This window comes from Mycobacterium sp., from assembly GCF_032161845.1.
Classification (GTDB): Bacteria; Actinomycetota; Actinomycetes; order Mycobacteriales; family Mycobacteriaceae; genus Mycobacterium.
This window is the reverse complement of record NZ_JAVRQA010000562.1, coordinates 1-14774: the sequence shown is the minus strand read 5'-3', so window position 1 is coordinate 14774 and position 14774 is coordinate 1. Positions and strand designations below refer to the sequence as shown.

Genomic DNA, 14774 nt, shown 5'->3' with positions numbered 1-14774 from the left:
GTTGCCGCACGCGCGTCGTGGTCCGTGGTGGTCGCCGCTGGAGACGTGCTGACGATCGTCGATCTCGAGGGGAACCAGGCTGTTGACTGCCTGCTGTACTCGGCTGCCGATACCACGGTCCGTTACTCCGCTCCCGAGACCATCAGGCGTCAGGGCCGGATCGTGCTGACCACTGGCTCGGTGCTGCGGGCCGACACCGGGGCGGCATTGATGACCGTCGTCGGCGACGAGGTCGGCGTCCACGACACGCTGGGTGGCGCGTGTTCCAAGGAATCGAACACGCTGCGCTACGGACAGCACACCCGTGCTCAACACGGCTGCCTGGAGAACTTCCTGGCCGAGGGCGCGCGGCGCGGCCTCGGCGCGAGGGACATGGCGAGCAACATCAACTGGTTCATGAACGTTCCTGTCGATCCCGACGGTGCGCTCGGCATCGTCGACGGACTCTCGGCGCCTGGCAAGCGGATCGCACTGCGCGCCGAGATCGACACTTTGGTTTTGGTGTCCAATTGCCCTCAGATCAACAACCCATGCAACGCCTTCAACCCCACGCCCGTCCGCATGATCGTGACGCGTCCGTTCGAGGCGGGCCAGGCATGAGCGAATGCGCACTGATCGCCAACCGTGGCGAGATCGCCGTTCGCCTCGTCCGTGCCGCGGGGCTGCTCGGCCTGCGCACGGTCGCGGTGTTCTCCGACGCCGACCGAGGAGCGCCGCACGTGCGACTCGCCGACGTCGCCGTGAGGTTGGGCCCCGCGGCACCCAGTGAGAGCTATCTGCGGGTGGACGCGATCCTCGACGCCGCCGCAGCGACCGGGGCCGACATGATTCACCCCGGCTACGGATTCCTTTCGGAGGACGCCGAATTCGCGTCCGCGGTGGAACAGGCGGGAATGGCGTTCGTGGGTCCGACACCACACCAGCTGCGCGTGTTCGGCACCAAGCACACCGCGAGGGCGGCGGCGCAGACGGCCGGCGTCCCGGTCTTCGCAGGTTCGGACCTGCTCGTCGACGCGGCCGCCGCCGATGCCGCGGCCGACGAGATCGGGTACCCCGTCATGCTCAAGGCGACCGGCGGTGGCGGAGGCATCGGTATGCAGGTCTGCCGCAATGCCGCCGACCTCCGCGCCGCCTTCGAACGGGTCTCGCGCCTTGCCGAGCGCAGCTTCGGATCCGCGGAGCTATTCGTCGAGCGCTTCGTCGAAGACGCCCGCCACGTCGAGGTCCAGATCTTCGGCGACGGCACGGGTCGCGTCGTCTCCCTTGGTGACCGCGACTGCTCGTTGCAACGCCGCAACCAGAAGGTGATCGAGGAGGCACCGGCACCTGCCTTGCCGGATTCGATTCGAGCGCAGCTTCATTCGTCGTCGCGAGCATTGGCGAGCTCGATCGGATACCGGTCCGCGGGCACCGTCGAGTTCGTCTATGACGCGCGCCGGGAGCAAGCGTCCTTCCTCGAAGTCAATGCCCGCCTTCAGGTCGAACATCCGGTCACCGAGTCCGTCACCGGCGTCGACCTGGCCGCCTGGATGTTTCGGCTGGCCAGCGGCGAAAGTGACCTGCTGGCAGCCCATCTCGCACCGGGAGAGACCACCGGCGCGGTACCGGTTCACGGCCATTCGGTCGAGGCACGGGTGTACGCGGAGGACCCCTCGCGGGACTACCGGCCGAGTACCGGCACCCTCGTCGCCGTCGAGTTCCCCCGCCACGTCGCCAACGACCCAGAGGTACGCGTCGACACATGGGTCGAGGCGGGCACCGAGGTGTCCGCGTCGTACGACCCGCTGTTGGCCAAGGTGATCACCGTCGGCGCCGACCGCGACGAGGCGTTCGACCGACTCGGGCGAGCGCTGGACGCCACCGTCCTGCACGGCATCGAGGTCAACGTCGGGATGCTGCGCGCCGCGTGTGCGCTGGACGACGTCCGTGCAGCGCGGCACAGCACCTCGACCCTCGCCGACGTCGTCGATCCCCGCCCGCGGATCACCGTCGAACGTCAAGGCCTGATGACGACCGTGCAGGACCTACCGGGTCGAGTGGGGTTGTGGGACGTCGGAGTCCCGCCGAGCGGTCCGATGGACGACCTGTCGTTCCGGCTGGGAAACCGGGCCCTTGGCAACCTCGAAGGGGCTCCCGGACTGGAGTGCACCGCATCGGGTCCGGCGTTGCGCTTCACCCACACCACCGCGGTCTGCGTCACGGGGGCCGAGTGCGTGGTCACCGTAAACGGGACGCCGGTACCGATGTGGGAGCCCATCGACGTCCCTGCGGGCGGTGTGCTCGACGTCGGCGCGGCAGAGACGACCGGTCTGCGGTCCTACGTCCTCGTCTCGGGCGGCTTCGACGTACCGACCTACCTCGGCAGCGCATCCACGTTCACGCTCGGACGCTTCGGTGGGCACGGGGGGCGCCCGCTGGTCGCGGGCGACGTCCTGCGCGCGGTCCCGTCGGCGCCGACCGGACCCGTCGCCGCAGTACCCGCCGAGCTGCGCCCGGCGATGCCGTCCGAGTGGGAACTGGCCGTCACCGAGGGTCCGCACGCGGCGCCGGAGTTCTTCACCCGTGAGGACCTCGACACCTTGTTCGAGGCCGGCTACGTCGTGCACTTCAACTCCGCCCGCACGGGTGTGCGCCTGCAAGGTCCACGGCCGAAGTGGGCGCGTCCCGACGGTGACGAGGCAGGCCTGCACCCGTCGAACATTCACGACAACGCGTACTCCGTCGGTGCGCTCGACTTCACCGGCGACACCCCAATCCTGCTCGGCCCGGACGGACCAAGCCTCGGCGGGTTCGTGTGCCCGGTCACCGTCGTCGCCTCGGATCGGTGGAAGCTGGGGCAGTTGCGTCCCGGTGCCACAGTGCGTTTCGTACCCGTCCGCACCGTCGATGCGCCGTCGCGCACCGAGTTGGGGATCTTGCGCGGTGCGGCGTCGCCGGTGGTCCGTCGCGGTGCTCGCGACGGTGACGACGGGATCCTCGGCCGCCGCGACGGCAACGGCGCTCCCGCTGTCACGTACCGCCGCAGCGGTGACGACAACGTGCTCGTCGAGTACGGCGACATGGTGCTCGACCTCGCCCTGCGGGCCCGCGTGCACGCCCTGCACGAGCGCCTCGCCGCGCTGCGGGACGATTCCGCGTCCGGCATTCTCGACCTCACGCCGGGCATTCGGTCGCTGCAGGTGCACGTCGACCCCGACGCCTTGTCGATCGACCGCCTGCTCGGCTTGTTGTCCGAGTTGGAGGACGACCTGCCTGCCACGTCGGAACTGGTGGTGCCGAGTCGCTCGGTCCGACTGCCGCTCAGCTGGGATGACCCCGCGACTCGAGAGGCGATCGCGCGCTACACGTCCGGAGTGCGCGACGACGCACCGTGGTGCCCGTCGAACATCGAGTTCATCCGCCGGGTCAACGGACTCGCCAGCCAGGACGACGTCATGGACACGGTGTTCTCGGCCGAATACCTGACCCTCGGCCTCGGCGACGTCTACCTCGGCGCGCCGGTCGCCACGCCGCTCGACCCACGGCACCGGCTGGTGACCACCAAGTACAACCCGGCCCGTACCTGGACCGCGGAGAACTCCGTCGGGATCGGCGGTGCCTACCTGTGCATCTACGGCATGGAGGGGCCCGGCGGTTACCAGTTCGTCGGAAGGACGACGCAGGTGTGGAGCCGGTACCGCCACACAGCGCCGTTCGAACCCGGCAGCCCGTGGCTACTGCGCTTCTTCGACCGCATCTCCTGGTATCCCGTGAGCGCCGAGGAACTCCTCGATCTTCGGGCCGACCTCGCCGCAGGCAGGGGATCGGTCGAGATCACGCCGGGCACGTTCTCACTCGCCGAGCACGAACGGTTCCTGGCCGACAACGCCGAGTCGATCGCCGCGTTCCGGGAGCAGCAGGCCGCGGCCTTCGCCTCCGAGCGCGCGGCATGGGCGGCGGCGGGCGAGTTCGATCGGGCCGAACGGGCCGAGTCGCTGGTTGCGGTGACCGGGACCGACCTGGTGCTCGAAGACGACGAGCAGCGGATCGACGCTCCGTTCTCGTCGAGTGTCTGGAAGGTGGACGTCACGGTCGGGGATCAGGTGGTCGCCGGTCAGGCGCTGCTGGCGCTGGAGGCCATGAAGATGGAGACGGTGCTGACCGCACCGTCCGATGGCATCGTCACCCACATCCTGGTCGAGGCGGGCAACCAGGTCGACCCAGGAACCCCGCTAGTGGTGGTGGGTTCGTCCAACGGGCGCAACATGACAGGAGTGCCGGCATGAGCATTCAGCGAGAAGCGAAGCGGGATCGCCCATGAGGGCGGTCGAACGCGTGCACGCGACCTATGCGGCCATCGAAGCCGCCGACCGGCCCGAGGTCTGGATCTCTCTGCGCGCAAAGGCCGACGCGCTGATCGACGCAGAAGCGGTCGACGCGAGTGTCCTTGCCGGAGAGATCCTTCCGCTCGCCGGCTTGACCGCCGCGGTGAAGAACAACGTCGACGTGGCAGGAATCGCGACCACCGCGGCCTGCCCGGCGTTCGCCACCACACCCGCCGCCTCCGATGCCACCGCCGTGGCGCGGTTGCGTGCAGCGGGAGCCGTGGTGATCGGCGCGACCAACCTCGACCAGTTCGCCACCGGACTGGTGGGGACGCGCAGTCCCCACGGCGCCGTCCGGGATTCTCGGCGCCCCGAACACATCTCGGGCGGATCCAGCTCGGGGTCCGCCGTCGCGGTCGCGCTCGGTCTCGTCGACATCGCCATCGGGACCGACACTGCAGGCTCGGGCCGGGTACCCGCCGCCCTACAGGGCATCGTCGGCATCAAGCCCACCTACGGCGTCGTGCCGACCGACGGGGTGATCCCGGCGTGCCGGTCCTATGACTGCGTGACCGTGCTCGCGCGCGACCTGAACACCGCCGACGCGGCGATGGGCGTGATGGGAGGGGGTGCCCGCCCGTTCCCGCCCGATGCGCCGCTGACCGCCCCCGAGGTGCTCAAAGTGGCTATCCCGCAGGATCTTCCGGCGCTGTCGCCGCAGTGGCAGGCGGCGTTCCGTGCTGCGTGCACCCGTCTCGAACGCCACGGCGCGGTGCTGCAGGAGATCGATCTGTCGGCGTTCCTCGCAGCCGCCCGACTGCTGTACGACGGCGGGCTGGTCGCCGAACGGCACGAGGCCGTCGGCGAGTTCGTCGACGCGCATCGTGACGAAGTGGATTCGACTGTCGGAGAGATAATTTCGGCAGCAGGTGAGGTCCAGGCGACGCGGTTGCTGCGCGATCGTCGCCTGCTTGCCGAGCTCACCGCGACCGCCGCGAGCGCGCTGGGGGACTGCGACGTCCTGCTGATTCCCACCACCACGGATCACCCGAGGATCGCCGACGTCGCCGCCGACCCCGTCGGCGTCAATTCCCGGCTGGGCACGTACACCAACTTCTGCAACCTCATGGACATGTGCGCCGTTGCGGTGCCGTCGGGTATCGCGGGGGACGACCAGTTCGGCGTTTCGGTGATCGCGAGGTCCGGCGCCGACGCCGTGGCCATCGACGTCGCCCGCCTGGTCACCTCACCGACGCAGTCGGTCGCGAGCCCCGGCGCCGCGTCCCTCGATGGTCGATCCAGCCAGCCGCCGTGGCCAACGCGTGCCGGTGCCGACGCCACCCCGCTGCTGGTCGTCGGCGCCCATTTGCGCGGGCAGCCGTTGGCCTTTCAGCTCGAGGAGCGTGGCGCCCGTTGGGCGGGACCCGCGTGCACCGCGCCCGTGTACCGGTTGGCGCGCCTCGACACCACGCCACCGAAGCCGGGTCTCGTCAGGGTCGCCAATGGCGGAGCCGCCATCGGCGGTGAACTGTGGCTGGTGGGAACGGCGATGCTCGGTGACTTCTTAGCCGCGCTGCCCGCGCCGATGTCACTGGGCAGGGTCACTCTCGCCGATGGGACCGAGGTCGTCGGGTTCGGCTGTGCACTCGATGCGTTCCAGGCGGGCGAGGACATCACCCACCACCGCGACTGGCCGACCTACCTAGCCAGCGTCGCGTCCGTATCGTCGAACCCGACCCCCGTGTAGCGCTCGATCTCGTCGCTGGTCCGCGCGCGGAGCGCAGGTGTCGCGGCATCCGGGATGCCGAGGACGCGCAGGCAGGCGTCGGCCACGTGAATCGGCAGCTCGGTACGTTCGTCACCCGGTGGCACCGACCACATGTTCACCAACGATTCGACGAGGCGGAACGGCAGGTCGGCAGCTGCTTCGTGGACGCCGGTCTGATCGGTCACCGCCTGGCTCAACGCGAGATAGTGCAGCCGCAGGCGTTCCCGGTCCGACCAGAACGGCTCGAGGCGGGCGCCGCGGAGTTCGGGCAGCAGGTATAGCGCACCGAGATTCCAGCGACCCGCGAGGAGTTGGCTGCCGTCGAATGCGGCGAGGGCGTGCAGATGCTCCGCGGCGCTCAAAGCCGGTTCGGCGCCAAGGAGATTCGGCAGAAACGCCAGCGTGGGGCTGACGGTTTGACCGAGCAGTGCGCAGAGGATGTCGTCCTTGGTCTTGAAGTAGTGATAGAGCGACGCCTGGCGGATGCCGACCGATTCCGCGATGGACCTGGTGGAGGTGCCTGCGTAGCCCAGGGTGGTGAACAGTTCGCCGGCGGCATCCAGAATTTCATCGCGCGCCGTGACACCGGGGCGCCTCTGATCGTGGTGGCGGGGTCGACCGGCCCTAGCGAGCGGCATATCCCCATCGTGGACCATGGCGGGCCGGAAATGGTCGAGCGCCCGTTTCTGTCACACGACAGAAACGCGCGACACCCATCGGTTACCTGCGCCACTAATTGGTTACGCCAGCGACACCCATCGGGCTGGCACGGCCGGAAAACTGTCACTTGACAGGCGGGTGACACACGGGCGTGCCGCTGCCTCGCCGACCTCGACACTTCCTGGAGCGTTCTCACATGGGCATCGCGGTATCCGAAGGGGCTGCCATCTCCGACGTTCGCACATCGTCTGGAACCGTGGCGACGCCGCCGATCGCCGATCCCGTCGCGACCATCGACGGGCTGCGCGTGACGTTTCGGCGCAACGGTCGCGACGTCCACGCACTACGGGCGGTCTCACTGCAGATCGCGCCGGGGGAAATCCTGGGCCTGGTTGGTGAATCCGGTTCCGGCAAGAGCGTTCTCGGATTCAGCATCCTGGGATTGCTTCCCAAGCACGCCCAGGTCGACGGCACCGTCACGGTGGCCGGGTCCGACATGGTCAAGGGCGACGCCAAGGCGCTGCGCAAGGTGCGGCGCCTCGACCTCGGCGCCGTGTTCCAGGACCCGATGACCTCGTTGAATCCGACCACGCGGATCGGCAGGCAGGTGGCCGAGGCGGCGGGCAGCGACGAAGAAGCGCTTCGCCTCCTCACGGCGGTCGGCATCCCCGAACCGAAGCGTCGGATGCGGGCGTATCCGCACGAACTCTCCGGCGGCCTTCGGCAACGCGTGATGATCGCGATCGCCATCGCAGGCAACCCCGAGCTCATCATTGCCGACGAGCCGACGACCGCGCTCGACGTCACCGTGCAGGCCCAGGTGCTGCGTCTGCTCCGCCGGCTCCGCGACGAAATCGGGTGCAGCATCGTCTTCATCACCCACGATCTCGGTGTTGCCGCACAGATCTCGGATCGCATCGCGGTGCTGTACGCGGGCCGGATCGCCGAAGTCGGCCCGACCGCCGCCGTCCTCGGCAGGCCCGCGCACCCGTACACCCATGGACTGCTTCGATCGCGACTCACTCTGCAGACGGCGCGGGACCGCAAGCTGGCCGCGCTCGCCGGTTCCGTGCCAAGCGCAGTGTCCCCGTTGCCCGGCTGCGCCTTCGAGCCACGATGCACGCTGGCCTCCGACGACTGCACGACGTCACCGCCGGACCCGGTTGCCGTCGCAGCCGACCGGACCAGCGCGTGCATCCGCCCGATCGACGAAATCACCAACGACCTCGACGCCACGGCCACGAATACCGCGGAGGCCTTCCCCACGGCGCCCGCCCACCCGGAGCTGCCGCCGTCGGTCGTACTGCGCGACGTCACGAAGACGTTCTCGGTGGCCAAGCGCTGGCTGGACCGTTCGCCGGGCAGCGGGAAACTTCATGCGCTGCGCGGCGTTTCGCTGCAGGTTGCACATGGAGAGTCGGTGGCGCTGGTCGGTGAGAGCGGCTCCGGCAAGTCGACACTGCTGCGTGTGATCGCCGGCCTGGAGAAACCGACATCGGGTGACGTCGAGCTGGTCGCAGGACAGCACCCCCAGATGGTGTTCCAGGACGCGGGTGCGTCGCTGACACCCTGGCTGTCGGTCGGCGAACTGATCTCGGAACGGCTCAGCGGAAAGCGGATGTCGCGGTCGGCGCGGCGCGACGCGGTCGTCGCGGTACTCGAGCGGGTCGGACTCTCCGCCGAACTCGCGAAGTCGCGGGCCGGCCAGCTCTCCGGCGGGCAACGGCAGAGGGTCTCACTGGCACGTGCCACCGTCGTGCCACCGTCGGTACTTCTCTGTGACGAGCCGACCAGCGCTCTCGACGTGTCACTGGCCGCTTCCGTGCTCAACCTGATCGGCGACCTGCGGCGAACCCTTGACATGTCCGTCGTGTTCGTGACCCACGACCTGTCGGTGGCCCGCGTCGTCGCCGACCGAATCGCGGTGATGTACCTGGGCCGGATCGTCGAGATCGGGCCCGCAGAGCAGATCATCGGCAACCCGGCGCACCCGTACACGCAGGCACTCGTCGACTCGATTCCCGACCTCGGACGCGAATCCCTGGTACTGCCAGGCGAACCCGCGAGTCCGTTGTCGCCACCCACGGGATGTGCGTTCCATCCCAGGTGCGCGATCGCCGTCGAGGCCTGCAGCGGAGAACAACTCGACGTCCGGCTGGAGGGTTTCCCGGGGAACCCGCACCAGGTCGCGTGCATCGAGAGACGGGCTGTTTGATGGCGATCGCAGCACCGGCCGCACCCGCGGTCACGTTGGTCCGCGGTAGGGCGCGACGGAGGTTGTCGCTGCAGTCCCGCTCGACGGCGCTCAACTGGATCGGCGTCTCGTTGATCGTCGTGGTCACGCTCGTCGCGATCGCGGTGCCGCTGCTGGCACCCCACGATCCGCTGATTCCGGTCGGCATGCCGCTGCAGCCGCCCGGCAAGTACGGCTTCCTGCTGGGCAGTGACAGCATCGGCCGAGACATCCTTTCGCGAGTTCTGTACGGCGTGCGCTCGAGCTGGTTCGCGGCATTGGTGGTTGTCGCCTTCGGGGTGCTGGTCGGGGGGCTGGTCGGCTTGATCGCCGGTGCGACCGGTGGCTGGGTCGACTCGGTGCTGATGCGCATCACCGACGGTTTCCTTTCGCTGCCCGCGCCAGTGCTGGCGATCGCCGTGGTCGCCGCGCTCGGGCCGGGATTCGTGCACACCCTGATCGCGGTGTCGATCGTGTGGTGGCCCTTCTACGCACGACTGGTGCGCGGTGAGGTCGCACGACTCGCCGCTCGGCCGCACGTCGAGGCCGCCAAACTGGCTGGGGTAAGCCGCTTTCGGCTCGCGGGCCGTCACCTGCTGCCTGGCGCGGTGCCGAATGCACTCGTCGCCGCGAGCCTCGACATCGGCAACTTGATCCTCACTCTCGCCGCTCTGTCGTTCCTCGGCCTCGGCCAGTCCGCGCCCGCCGCGGAGTTGGGCGCCGACTCGGCCCGCAACCTGAACTACTTCCTTCAGCAGTGGTGGATCCCGGTCATGCCAGGTCTTGGCGTGCTGGTGCTGGCGCTGATCGGAAACATCGCGGGCGACAGCCTGCGCAACCTGATGAAGACGAGCTAGCCGTGGCCGCGTTCGAACTGCCCCGGGCCTCGTCGCGTCGCGCCCTGGCAGGAGGTGCTCGATGAGGACGTTCATTGCGACCCGCCTCGGGGCGATGGTGGCGATCTTGGTCGCCCTGACCGGCGTCATGTTCCTTCTGCAACACATCTCACCGATGGACCCCGTCAAGGCGCAGATGGGCGCGCAGGCCTCGGCCCAGGCGGTGGCCGCGCGTCGCGAGGCACTGGGACTGAACGAGCCTGTGCTGGTGCAGTTCTGGCACTACCTGACCGGCGCCGTCACGGGCGACTTCGGAACGTCGTACCGCACCAGGCACGGCGTCGCCTCCGATCTCGCGACGTTCTTCCCCGCCACCCTGGAACTCGCTCTGTACGGTCTGGCGTTCGCATTGGTGCTGGCCGTGCTGCTGGCGTTCAGCACGACCCTGAACTGGCGCGGCGCTGGCGTGCTGCGCGCGATTCTGTTCACGGGTTCGTCGGCGCCGATGTTCCTGCTCGGCATCCTCGGGTTGATCGTGTTCTACAAGGAGTTGGGCTGGGTGCCCGCCAACGGACGGATCGGCATCGCCCACGCTCCCACCGGGCCGACCGGGCTGCTGACCGTCGACGGACTACTGCACGGCCGGTTCGACGTGACGGCCGATGCCTTCCATCATCTGATCCTGCCCGCGCTCGTCATTGCGATCGGCCCCGCCGTCGCCATCGGGCGGGTGCTGCGCAGCAGCCTGATCGGTGACATCGACAGCGACTACGCGCGGACGGCGCGGGCGAAGGGGTTGACGGAGGGCAACATCCTGGCCCGCCACGTGCTGCGCAACTCCGTCGGCTCCGCGCTGTCGATGACGGGTCTACAAGTGGGACTGATGTTCTCGGGCGTGTTGGTGGTCGAGCAGGTGTTCGGCTGGCCCGGCATCGGGCAGTACATCGCGCAGAGCATCCCGGTCGCCGATTTCCCTGCCATCGCGGGCGTCACCCTGATGCTCGGGGCGCTCTACGTCTTCATCAATACGGCAGTGGATCTCGTCCAGGCCGCCGCTGATCCACGTATCGCGACAACAGGAGGTTAGGTGCCGAAACAGCCACTCATCGTGGGCAATCCGGTGTTCGTCGTCGTCGACATGCAGGAAGGCGGCGGGATGACGGCCGACGAGGCGGGGATTCCCGTGATGTCGGGCCACGCGGAACGCGTCGAACGCGCCGAACGGCTGCTCTCCGCGGCCCGCGCAGCCGGAGTGCCGGTCGTGTTCTTCCAGGAGGTGCACCGGCCCAGTGGCATCGACTTCGGCCGCGAGCTCGACGGCGTCGAAGGCGTGCACTGCGTCGATGGGCAGCCCGGCACGGACCTCGAGCCGACGCTACGTCCCGAGCCCGGTGAGTTCCACCTAGTGAAGCGACGCTACTCAGGATTCATCGGCACCGAATTCGACATCGTGTTACGGGGTTTGAACGCGTCGACGCTGATCCTCATCGGCGGTCTGACCGACGTGTGCGTGCACTACACCTTCGCCGACGCCCACCAACGGGACTACTACGTCCGGGTCGTCACCGACTGCGTCGGGGGGTCGTCGCAGTACCGCCACGACGCGGCCCTCGACGCGATGGAGTACCTGCAGACCGGCGCGATGCGCACCACCGACGAGATCATCGCGGCGTTCGCCGCGCTCGCCACGTCCACCCCCGTCCTTGAAGGAGCTGCACGATGATCAACGGATTCCGTGCCATGGCGGCTGTCGCCGCGGTGGCCGTTCTCGCGCTGAGTGGTTGTGGCGGTTCGGATTCCGGCACTACTGCGCCGAATGCCGCACCCACCGACAAGGTGCTGCACCTGTCCTTTCTGCAGGATCCGGGTCAGCCGCCCGACCCCGACGTCTACTACGCCGGGCAGGGTCTGCTGCTGACGACGAACGTCTACGAGGGCCTGCTGGAATACAAGGCGGGTACCGACAAGCCGGAACTGGAGCCACTACTCGCCACCGAGTGGACGGCGTCGCCGGACAACAAGGTGTTTACCTTCAAGCTCCGCGAGGGCGTGAAGTTCCACGACGGGACGCCCTTCACCTCGGCGGCGGTCAAGGCCTCGTTCGACCGCAGGCTCGCCGTCAACCAGGGACCGGCCTACATGGTGTCCGACGTCGATTCGGTGACCACGCAGGGTGACTACGGCGTCACGGTGACGCTGAAGGCACCCAACTCGGCCTTCCTGGACTACCTGGCCTGCCCCTACGGACCGCGCATGCTCAGCCCGGAAGGCCTGAAGAAGAATGCCGGCACTGACAACGCGCAGACCTACCTGACCAATCACGATCTGGGCACGGGGCCGTTCACGCTGACCGCCGCCGAAGTCGGATCGCGTTATGCCCTCGACGCCTTCGGTGACTACTGGGGACCCAAGCCGTACTTCGAGAAGGTGGAGATCCCCGTCATCACCGACGTGTCGGCCCAGCAGTTGCAGTTCAACAACGGGCAGGTCGCCGCGATCCTGCACGACCTACCGTCCTCGGCGGTGCAGTCGTACATGGACAACAAGGGGTTCGCGAACTACTCACTGCCGACGATGATGTCGAACTTCGTGTACCTCAACCCGCGCAAGGGCATCTTCGGCGACGCCAAGAACCGGACAGCCGTGTTGCAGGCCATCGACGTCGACGAATTGGTCAAGCAGACCTACTTCGGGCGCGGTAAGACCGCAGAGCAGATCTACCCGCCCAACATGATGGCCGCCGAATTCGGCAAGCAGTCCGTGGCCCACGACCCGTCGATCTTGACGGCGCTGGCCGGCAGCCTGCCCGCCGATCAGAAGACCGTCACCATCGGCTACGACTCAAGCAACCCCGACAATCAGTTGATCAGCAACTTGATTCAGACTCAGCTCGCGGCGGCGGGTCTGACCGCGAAGGTCCAGGCCTATCCCACGTCGGAGATCTATGGCTGGATCGGTGGCGACGGGCAGTCCGCACCGGAGATAATGACCTACCTCGGATGGCCGGACGCACCGTCGCCCTATACCTGGGGACACATCTCGTGGGACGCAAGCGGCGGCCTGAACTTCTTCGGGTGCTCGGCTCCGCCGGTGACCGACGCCCTGGCCAAGGGTCTGCCCGACGGCTCGGACGAGGCGTTCTCCCAGGCCGGCCTGGAAGCGGTCAAGACCGGCTGTTGGCTCAACATCGCCGACGTCAACGACTTCATGGTGGCCCAGCCATGGCTCAAGGGCGTCGAGCAGGCCCACGTCGTCACCAACCCGAACTCGCTTCGGCTGGCCGCGCTGTCGGTGGGCTGATGACAGGTTTGGCGCGAAAGAGCGGTGTGCGCAGGATCATTCTGCTCACGCTGGGCTGGGAGGAACTGCCCAAGTCGGTATCGGTCTACGGCGCGGATCCCGCGTTGCGCATGCGAGAGCCCGTGCCGGGTGTGCTGTTGCAGACCGATGGCGGTTGGGTGCTGCTCGACACCGGGTTCAACACCGCGCTGGTTCGTGATCCGGCGTTGTGCCGCAGGTTCTTTCCGACGGTCGAGTACCGCCCAGTGCTGCCAGGACCCGGTGAGCCGATCGAGGAGGCGCTGCTCGACATCGGGGTCGACATCGACGACATCCACACCGTGGGGCTCAGCCACCTCCATCACGACCACGCCGGCGGGCTCAAGCTGTTCGCCGGCAAGGTACCGGTGCATGCCCAGCGTCGGGAGCTCGAGTACGGCCTGTCGAATCATCCTGAGCCCGAGCGCAATGCGATCGTCCGGGTGGACTTCGACGATCCCAACATCGACTGGCGACTCGCTGAAGGGGAGGCCGAGATCGCGCCGGGGGTCACGGCCGTTCCGACGTACGGACACACCCCTGGCCACCAAAGCTTCGTGGTGGATCTCGACGAGTCCGTCGGCGGTGGTGGTTTCGTGTTCGCCTTCGACGCCGCCGACCTGACGGAGAACATCGAGCACGAATTGGCCATCGGTGGGTACATCGGCGTCGAGCCCGAGGAGACCATCGAGCCGATCCGCAAGCTGAAGAAGCTGGCGAACGAGAAGGGTTATTTGCTGATTCCGGGCCACGACCCGCACGTGTGGCCCGAGATGACCCAGCACTTCCACGATCGCTTCGGCCCGGTCACGGCGTAGATGACGGTGTTGCTTGCCGAGTGCGCCGGGCTCTGGCGGCGCACCCTGCTCATCGATGCCGACGGGTCGCAGGACACCGGCGGCGGCGTGCGGTGGCTGCAGGGCATCACCGCCTACGTCGACTCTCGCGGCTTCGCCGGACGGCTTCAGCAGACCGGCGAGGTCTTCGAGTGGCATCGCGACGTCGACCTAGGGCCACCTGGCGCGTTCCCCGATGCCGGGGCGATGCACTGGGACGGAGACATTCTCGTCGAGACGGGCGTGCACGAGGACTACGAGGAGCACTGGGTCCGTGACGAGGGTCCGACCGGCGCCCGCGGGGCCGCCTTTCTCCGTGGGTCCAACGGAGCAGCCGGACTTCTGGTGCGCGTCGGCGACCTGTTCGGTTGGGCGGGTACGGGAGCCGAAGGAGCCGTGGTGATCGGTGCGGTCGACGGCCCAAAGTGGGACGAGCTCGCGATCACGTTGTCCGACAACGAGGCTCACGTCAACGGCATGCGCTGGAACATCGAACGAAGCGAAGGGAATCTGCACTAGTGACTCATGCCACGTCATTCACGACGGTACCGATCGTCGACATCGGCGGACTGCGATCGCCGGACCGCGCCGAGCGTGAGCGGGTGGCCGCCGAAATCGGCAGGGCCGCCCGCGAAGTCGGCTTCCTCTACATCAGCGGATCCGGGATCGACGAGTCGCTCTTCGACCGCATGCTGGCCGCGACCAAGGACTTCTTCGCGCTGCCGCCGGAGCAGAAGATGCAGAGCTACATCGGCCTGTCACGATGCCACCGCGGCTTCGTCCCGGTGGGTGAAGAGGGGGTGGAAAGCGGCGTGCCGG

The 14774-nt window shown here is 68.0% G+C and carries 12 protein-coding genes; 11 read left to right on the top strand and 1 reads right to left on the bottom strand.

Annotation, left to right across the window (positions count from 1 at the left end; genetic code table 11):
- The 3 genes from QOD90_RS31220 to atzF form a co-directional block, all read left to right on the top strand.
- The coding region (locus QOD90_RS31220) for an urea amidolyase associated protein UAAP2 (protein ID WP_526356437.1) at window positions 1-600 on the top strand (600 nt) is incomplete at its 5' end.
- Window positions 597-4265 carry an urea carboxylase gene (uca, locus tag QOD90_RS31215; protein WP_526356435.1) on the top strand — a complete coding sequence of 1223 codons (3669 nt, stop codon included), beginning with the start codon at window positions 597-599 and terminating at the stop codon, window positions 4263-4265. The genes QOD90_RS31220 and uca, both read left to right, overlap by 4 nt.
- 31 nt (window positions 4266-4296) lie before the next feature.
- The gene (gene atzF, locus QOD90_RS31210) at window positions 4297-6051 is read left to right on the top strand and encodes an allophanate hydrolase (protein WP_526356433.1); all 1755 of its coding nucleotides are present in this window, start codon (window positions 4297-4299) and stop codon (window positions 6049-6051) included.
- On the opposite strand, the gene QOD90_RS31205 is transcribed toward atzF, so the two are convergent.
- Window positions 6003-6710 (bottom strand): TetR/AcrR family transcriptional regulator, encoded by a 708-nt coding sequence (locus QOD90_RS31205; RefSeq protein WP_526356431.1) that lies wholly within the window; start codon window positions 6708-6710, stop codon window positions 6003-6005. The genes atzF and QOD90_RS31205 overlap by 49 nt on opposite strands.
- Window positions 6711-6928: 218 nt before the next feature.
- Here QOD90_RS31205 and QOD90_RS31200 point away from each other — a divergent pair, with 218 nt between their 5' ends.
- The 8 genes from QOD90_RS31200 to QOD90_RS31165 form a co-directional block, all read left to right on the top strand.
- Window positions 6929-8947 carry a dipeptide ABC transporter ATP-binding protein gene (locus tag QOD90_RS31200; RefSeq protein WP_526356429.1) on the top strand — a complete coding sequence of 673 codons (2019 nt, stop codon included), beginning with the start codon at window positions 6929-6931 and terminating at the stop codon, window positions 8945-8947.
- Window positions 8947-9822 (top strand): ABC transporter permease, encoded by an 876-nt coding sequence (locus QOD90_RS31195; RefSeq protein WP_526356427.1) that lies wholly within the window; start codon window positions 8947-8949, stop codon window positions 9820-9822. The genes QOD90_RS31200 and QOD90_RS31195 overlap by 1 nt, the downstream gene beginning before the upstream one ends.
- 61 nt (window positions 9823-9883) lie before the next feature.
- On the top strand, window positions 9884-10888 hold the full coding sequence (locus tag QOD90_RS31190; protein WP_526356425.1) for an ABC transporter permease: 1005 nt from the start codon (window positions 9884-9886) through the stop codon (window positions 10886-10888).
- Complete coding sequence (locus QOD90_RS31185; RefSeq protein WP_526356423.1) at window positions 10889-11524, top strand: cysteine hydrolase family protein; 636 nt, start codon at window positions 10889-10891, stop codon at window positions 11522-11524. It begins immediately after the preceding gene.
- Window positions 11521-13101, top strand: coding sequence for an ABC transporter substrate-binding protein (locus QOD90_RS31180; protein WP_526356421.1), 1581 nt, complete (start codon window positions 11521-11523; stop codon window positions 13099-13101). Before QOD90_RS31185 ends, QOD90_RS31180 begins: the two co-directional genes overlap by 4 nt.
- The gene (locus QOD90_RS31175; RefSeq protein WP_526356419.1) at window positions 13101-13937 is read left to right on the top strand and encodes an N-acyl homoserine lactonase family protein; all 837 of its coding nucleotides are present in this window, start codon (window positions 13101-13103) and stop codon (window positions 13935-13937) included. Before QOD90_RS31180 ends, QOD90_RS31175 begins: the two co-directional genes overlap by 1 nt.
- Window positions 13938-14474 (top strand): hypothetical protein, encoded by a 537-nt coding sequence (locus QOD90_RS31170; RefSeq protein ID WP_526356417.1) that lies wholly within the window; start codon window positions 13938-13940, stop codon window positions 14472-14474.
- A partial coding sequence (locus QOD90_RS31165) for a 2-oxoglutarate and iron-dependent oxygenase domain-containing protein (RefSeq protein WP_526356415.1) occupies window positions 14474-14774 on the top strand: 301 nt, incomplete at its 3' end. The genes QOD90_RS31170 and QOD90_RS31165, both read left to right, overlap by 1 nt.

Excerpts from the sequence above, each read along its gene's own strand:
- uca (WP_526356435.1), top strand. The coding sequence starts at position 597 with ATGAGCGAATGCGCACTGATCGCCAACCGTGGCGAGATCGCCGTTCGC.
- atzF (WP_526356433.1), top strand. The coding sequence starts at position 4,297 with ATGAGGGCGGTCGAACGCGTGCACGCGACCTATGCGGCCATCGAAGCC.
- QOD90_RS31205 (WP_526356431.1), bottom strand. The coding sequence starts at position 6,710 with ATGCCGCTCGCTAGGGCCGGTCGACCCCGCCACCACGATCAGAGGCGC.
- QOD90_RS31200 (WP_526356429.1), top strand. The coding sequence starts at position 6,929 with ATGGGCATCGCGGTATCCGAAGGGGCTGCCATCTCCGACGTTCGCACA.
- QOD90_RS31195 (WP_526356427.1), top strand. The coding sequence starts at position 8,947 with ATGGCGATCGCAGCACCGGCCGCACCCGCGGTCACGTTGGTCCGCGGT.
- QOD90_RS31190 (WP_526356425.1), top strand. The coding sequence starts at position 9,884 with ATGAGGACGTTCATTGCGACCCGCCTCGGGGCGATGGTGGCGATCTTG.
- QOD90_RS31180 (WP_526356421.1), top strand. The coding sequence starts at position 11,521 with ATGATCAACGGATTCCGTGCCATGGCGGCTGTCGCCGCGGTGGCCGTT.
- QOD90_RS31175 (WP_526356419.1), top strand. The coding sequence starts at position 13,101 with ATGACAGGTTTGGCGCGAAAGAGCGGTGTGCGCAGGATCATTCTGCTC.
- QOD90_RS31170 (WP_526356417.1), top strand. The coding sequence starts at position 13,938 with ATGACGGTGTTGCTTGCCGAGTGCGCCGGGCTCTGGCGGCGCACCCTG.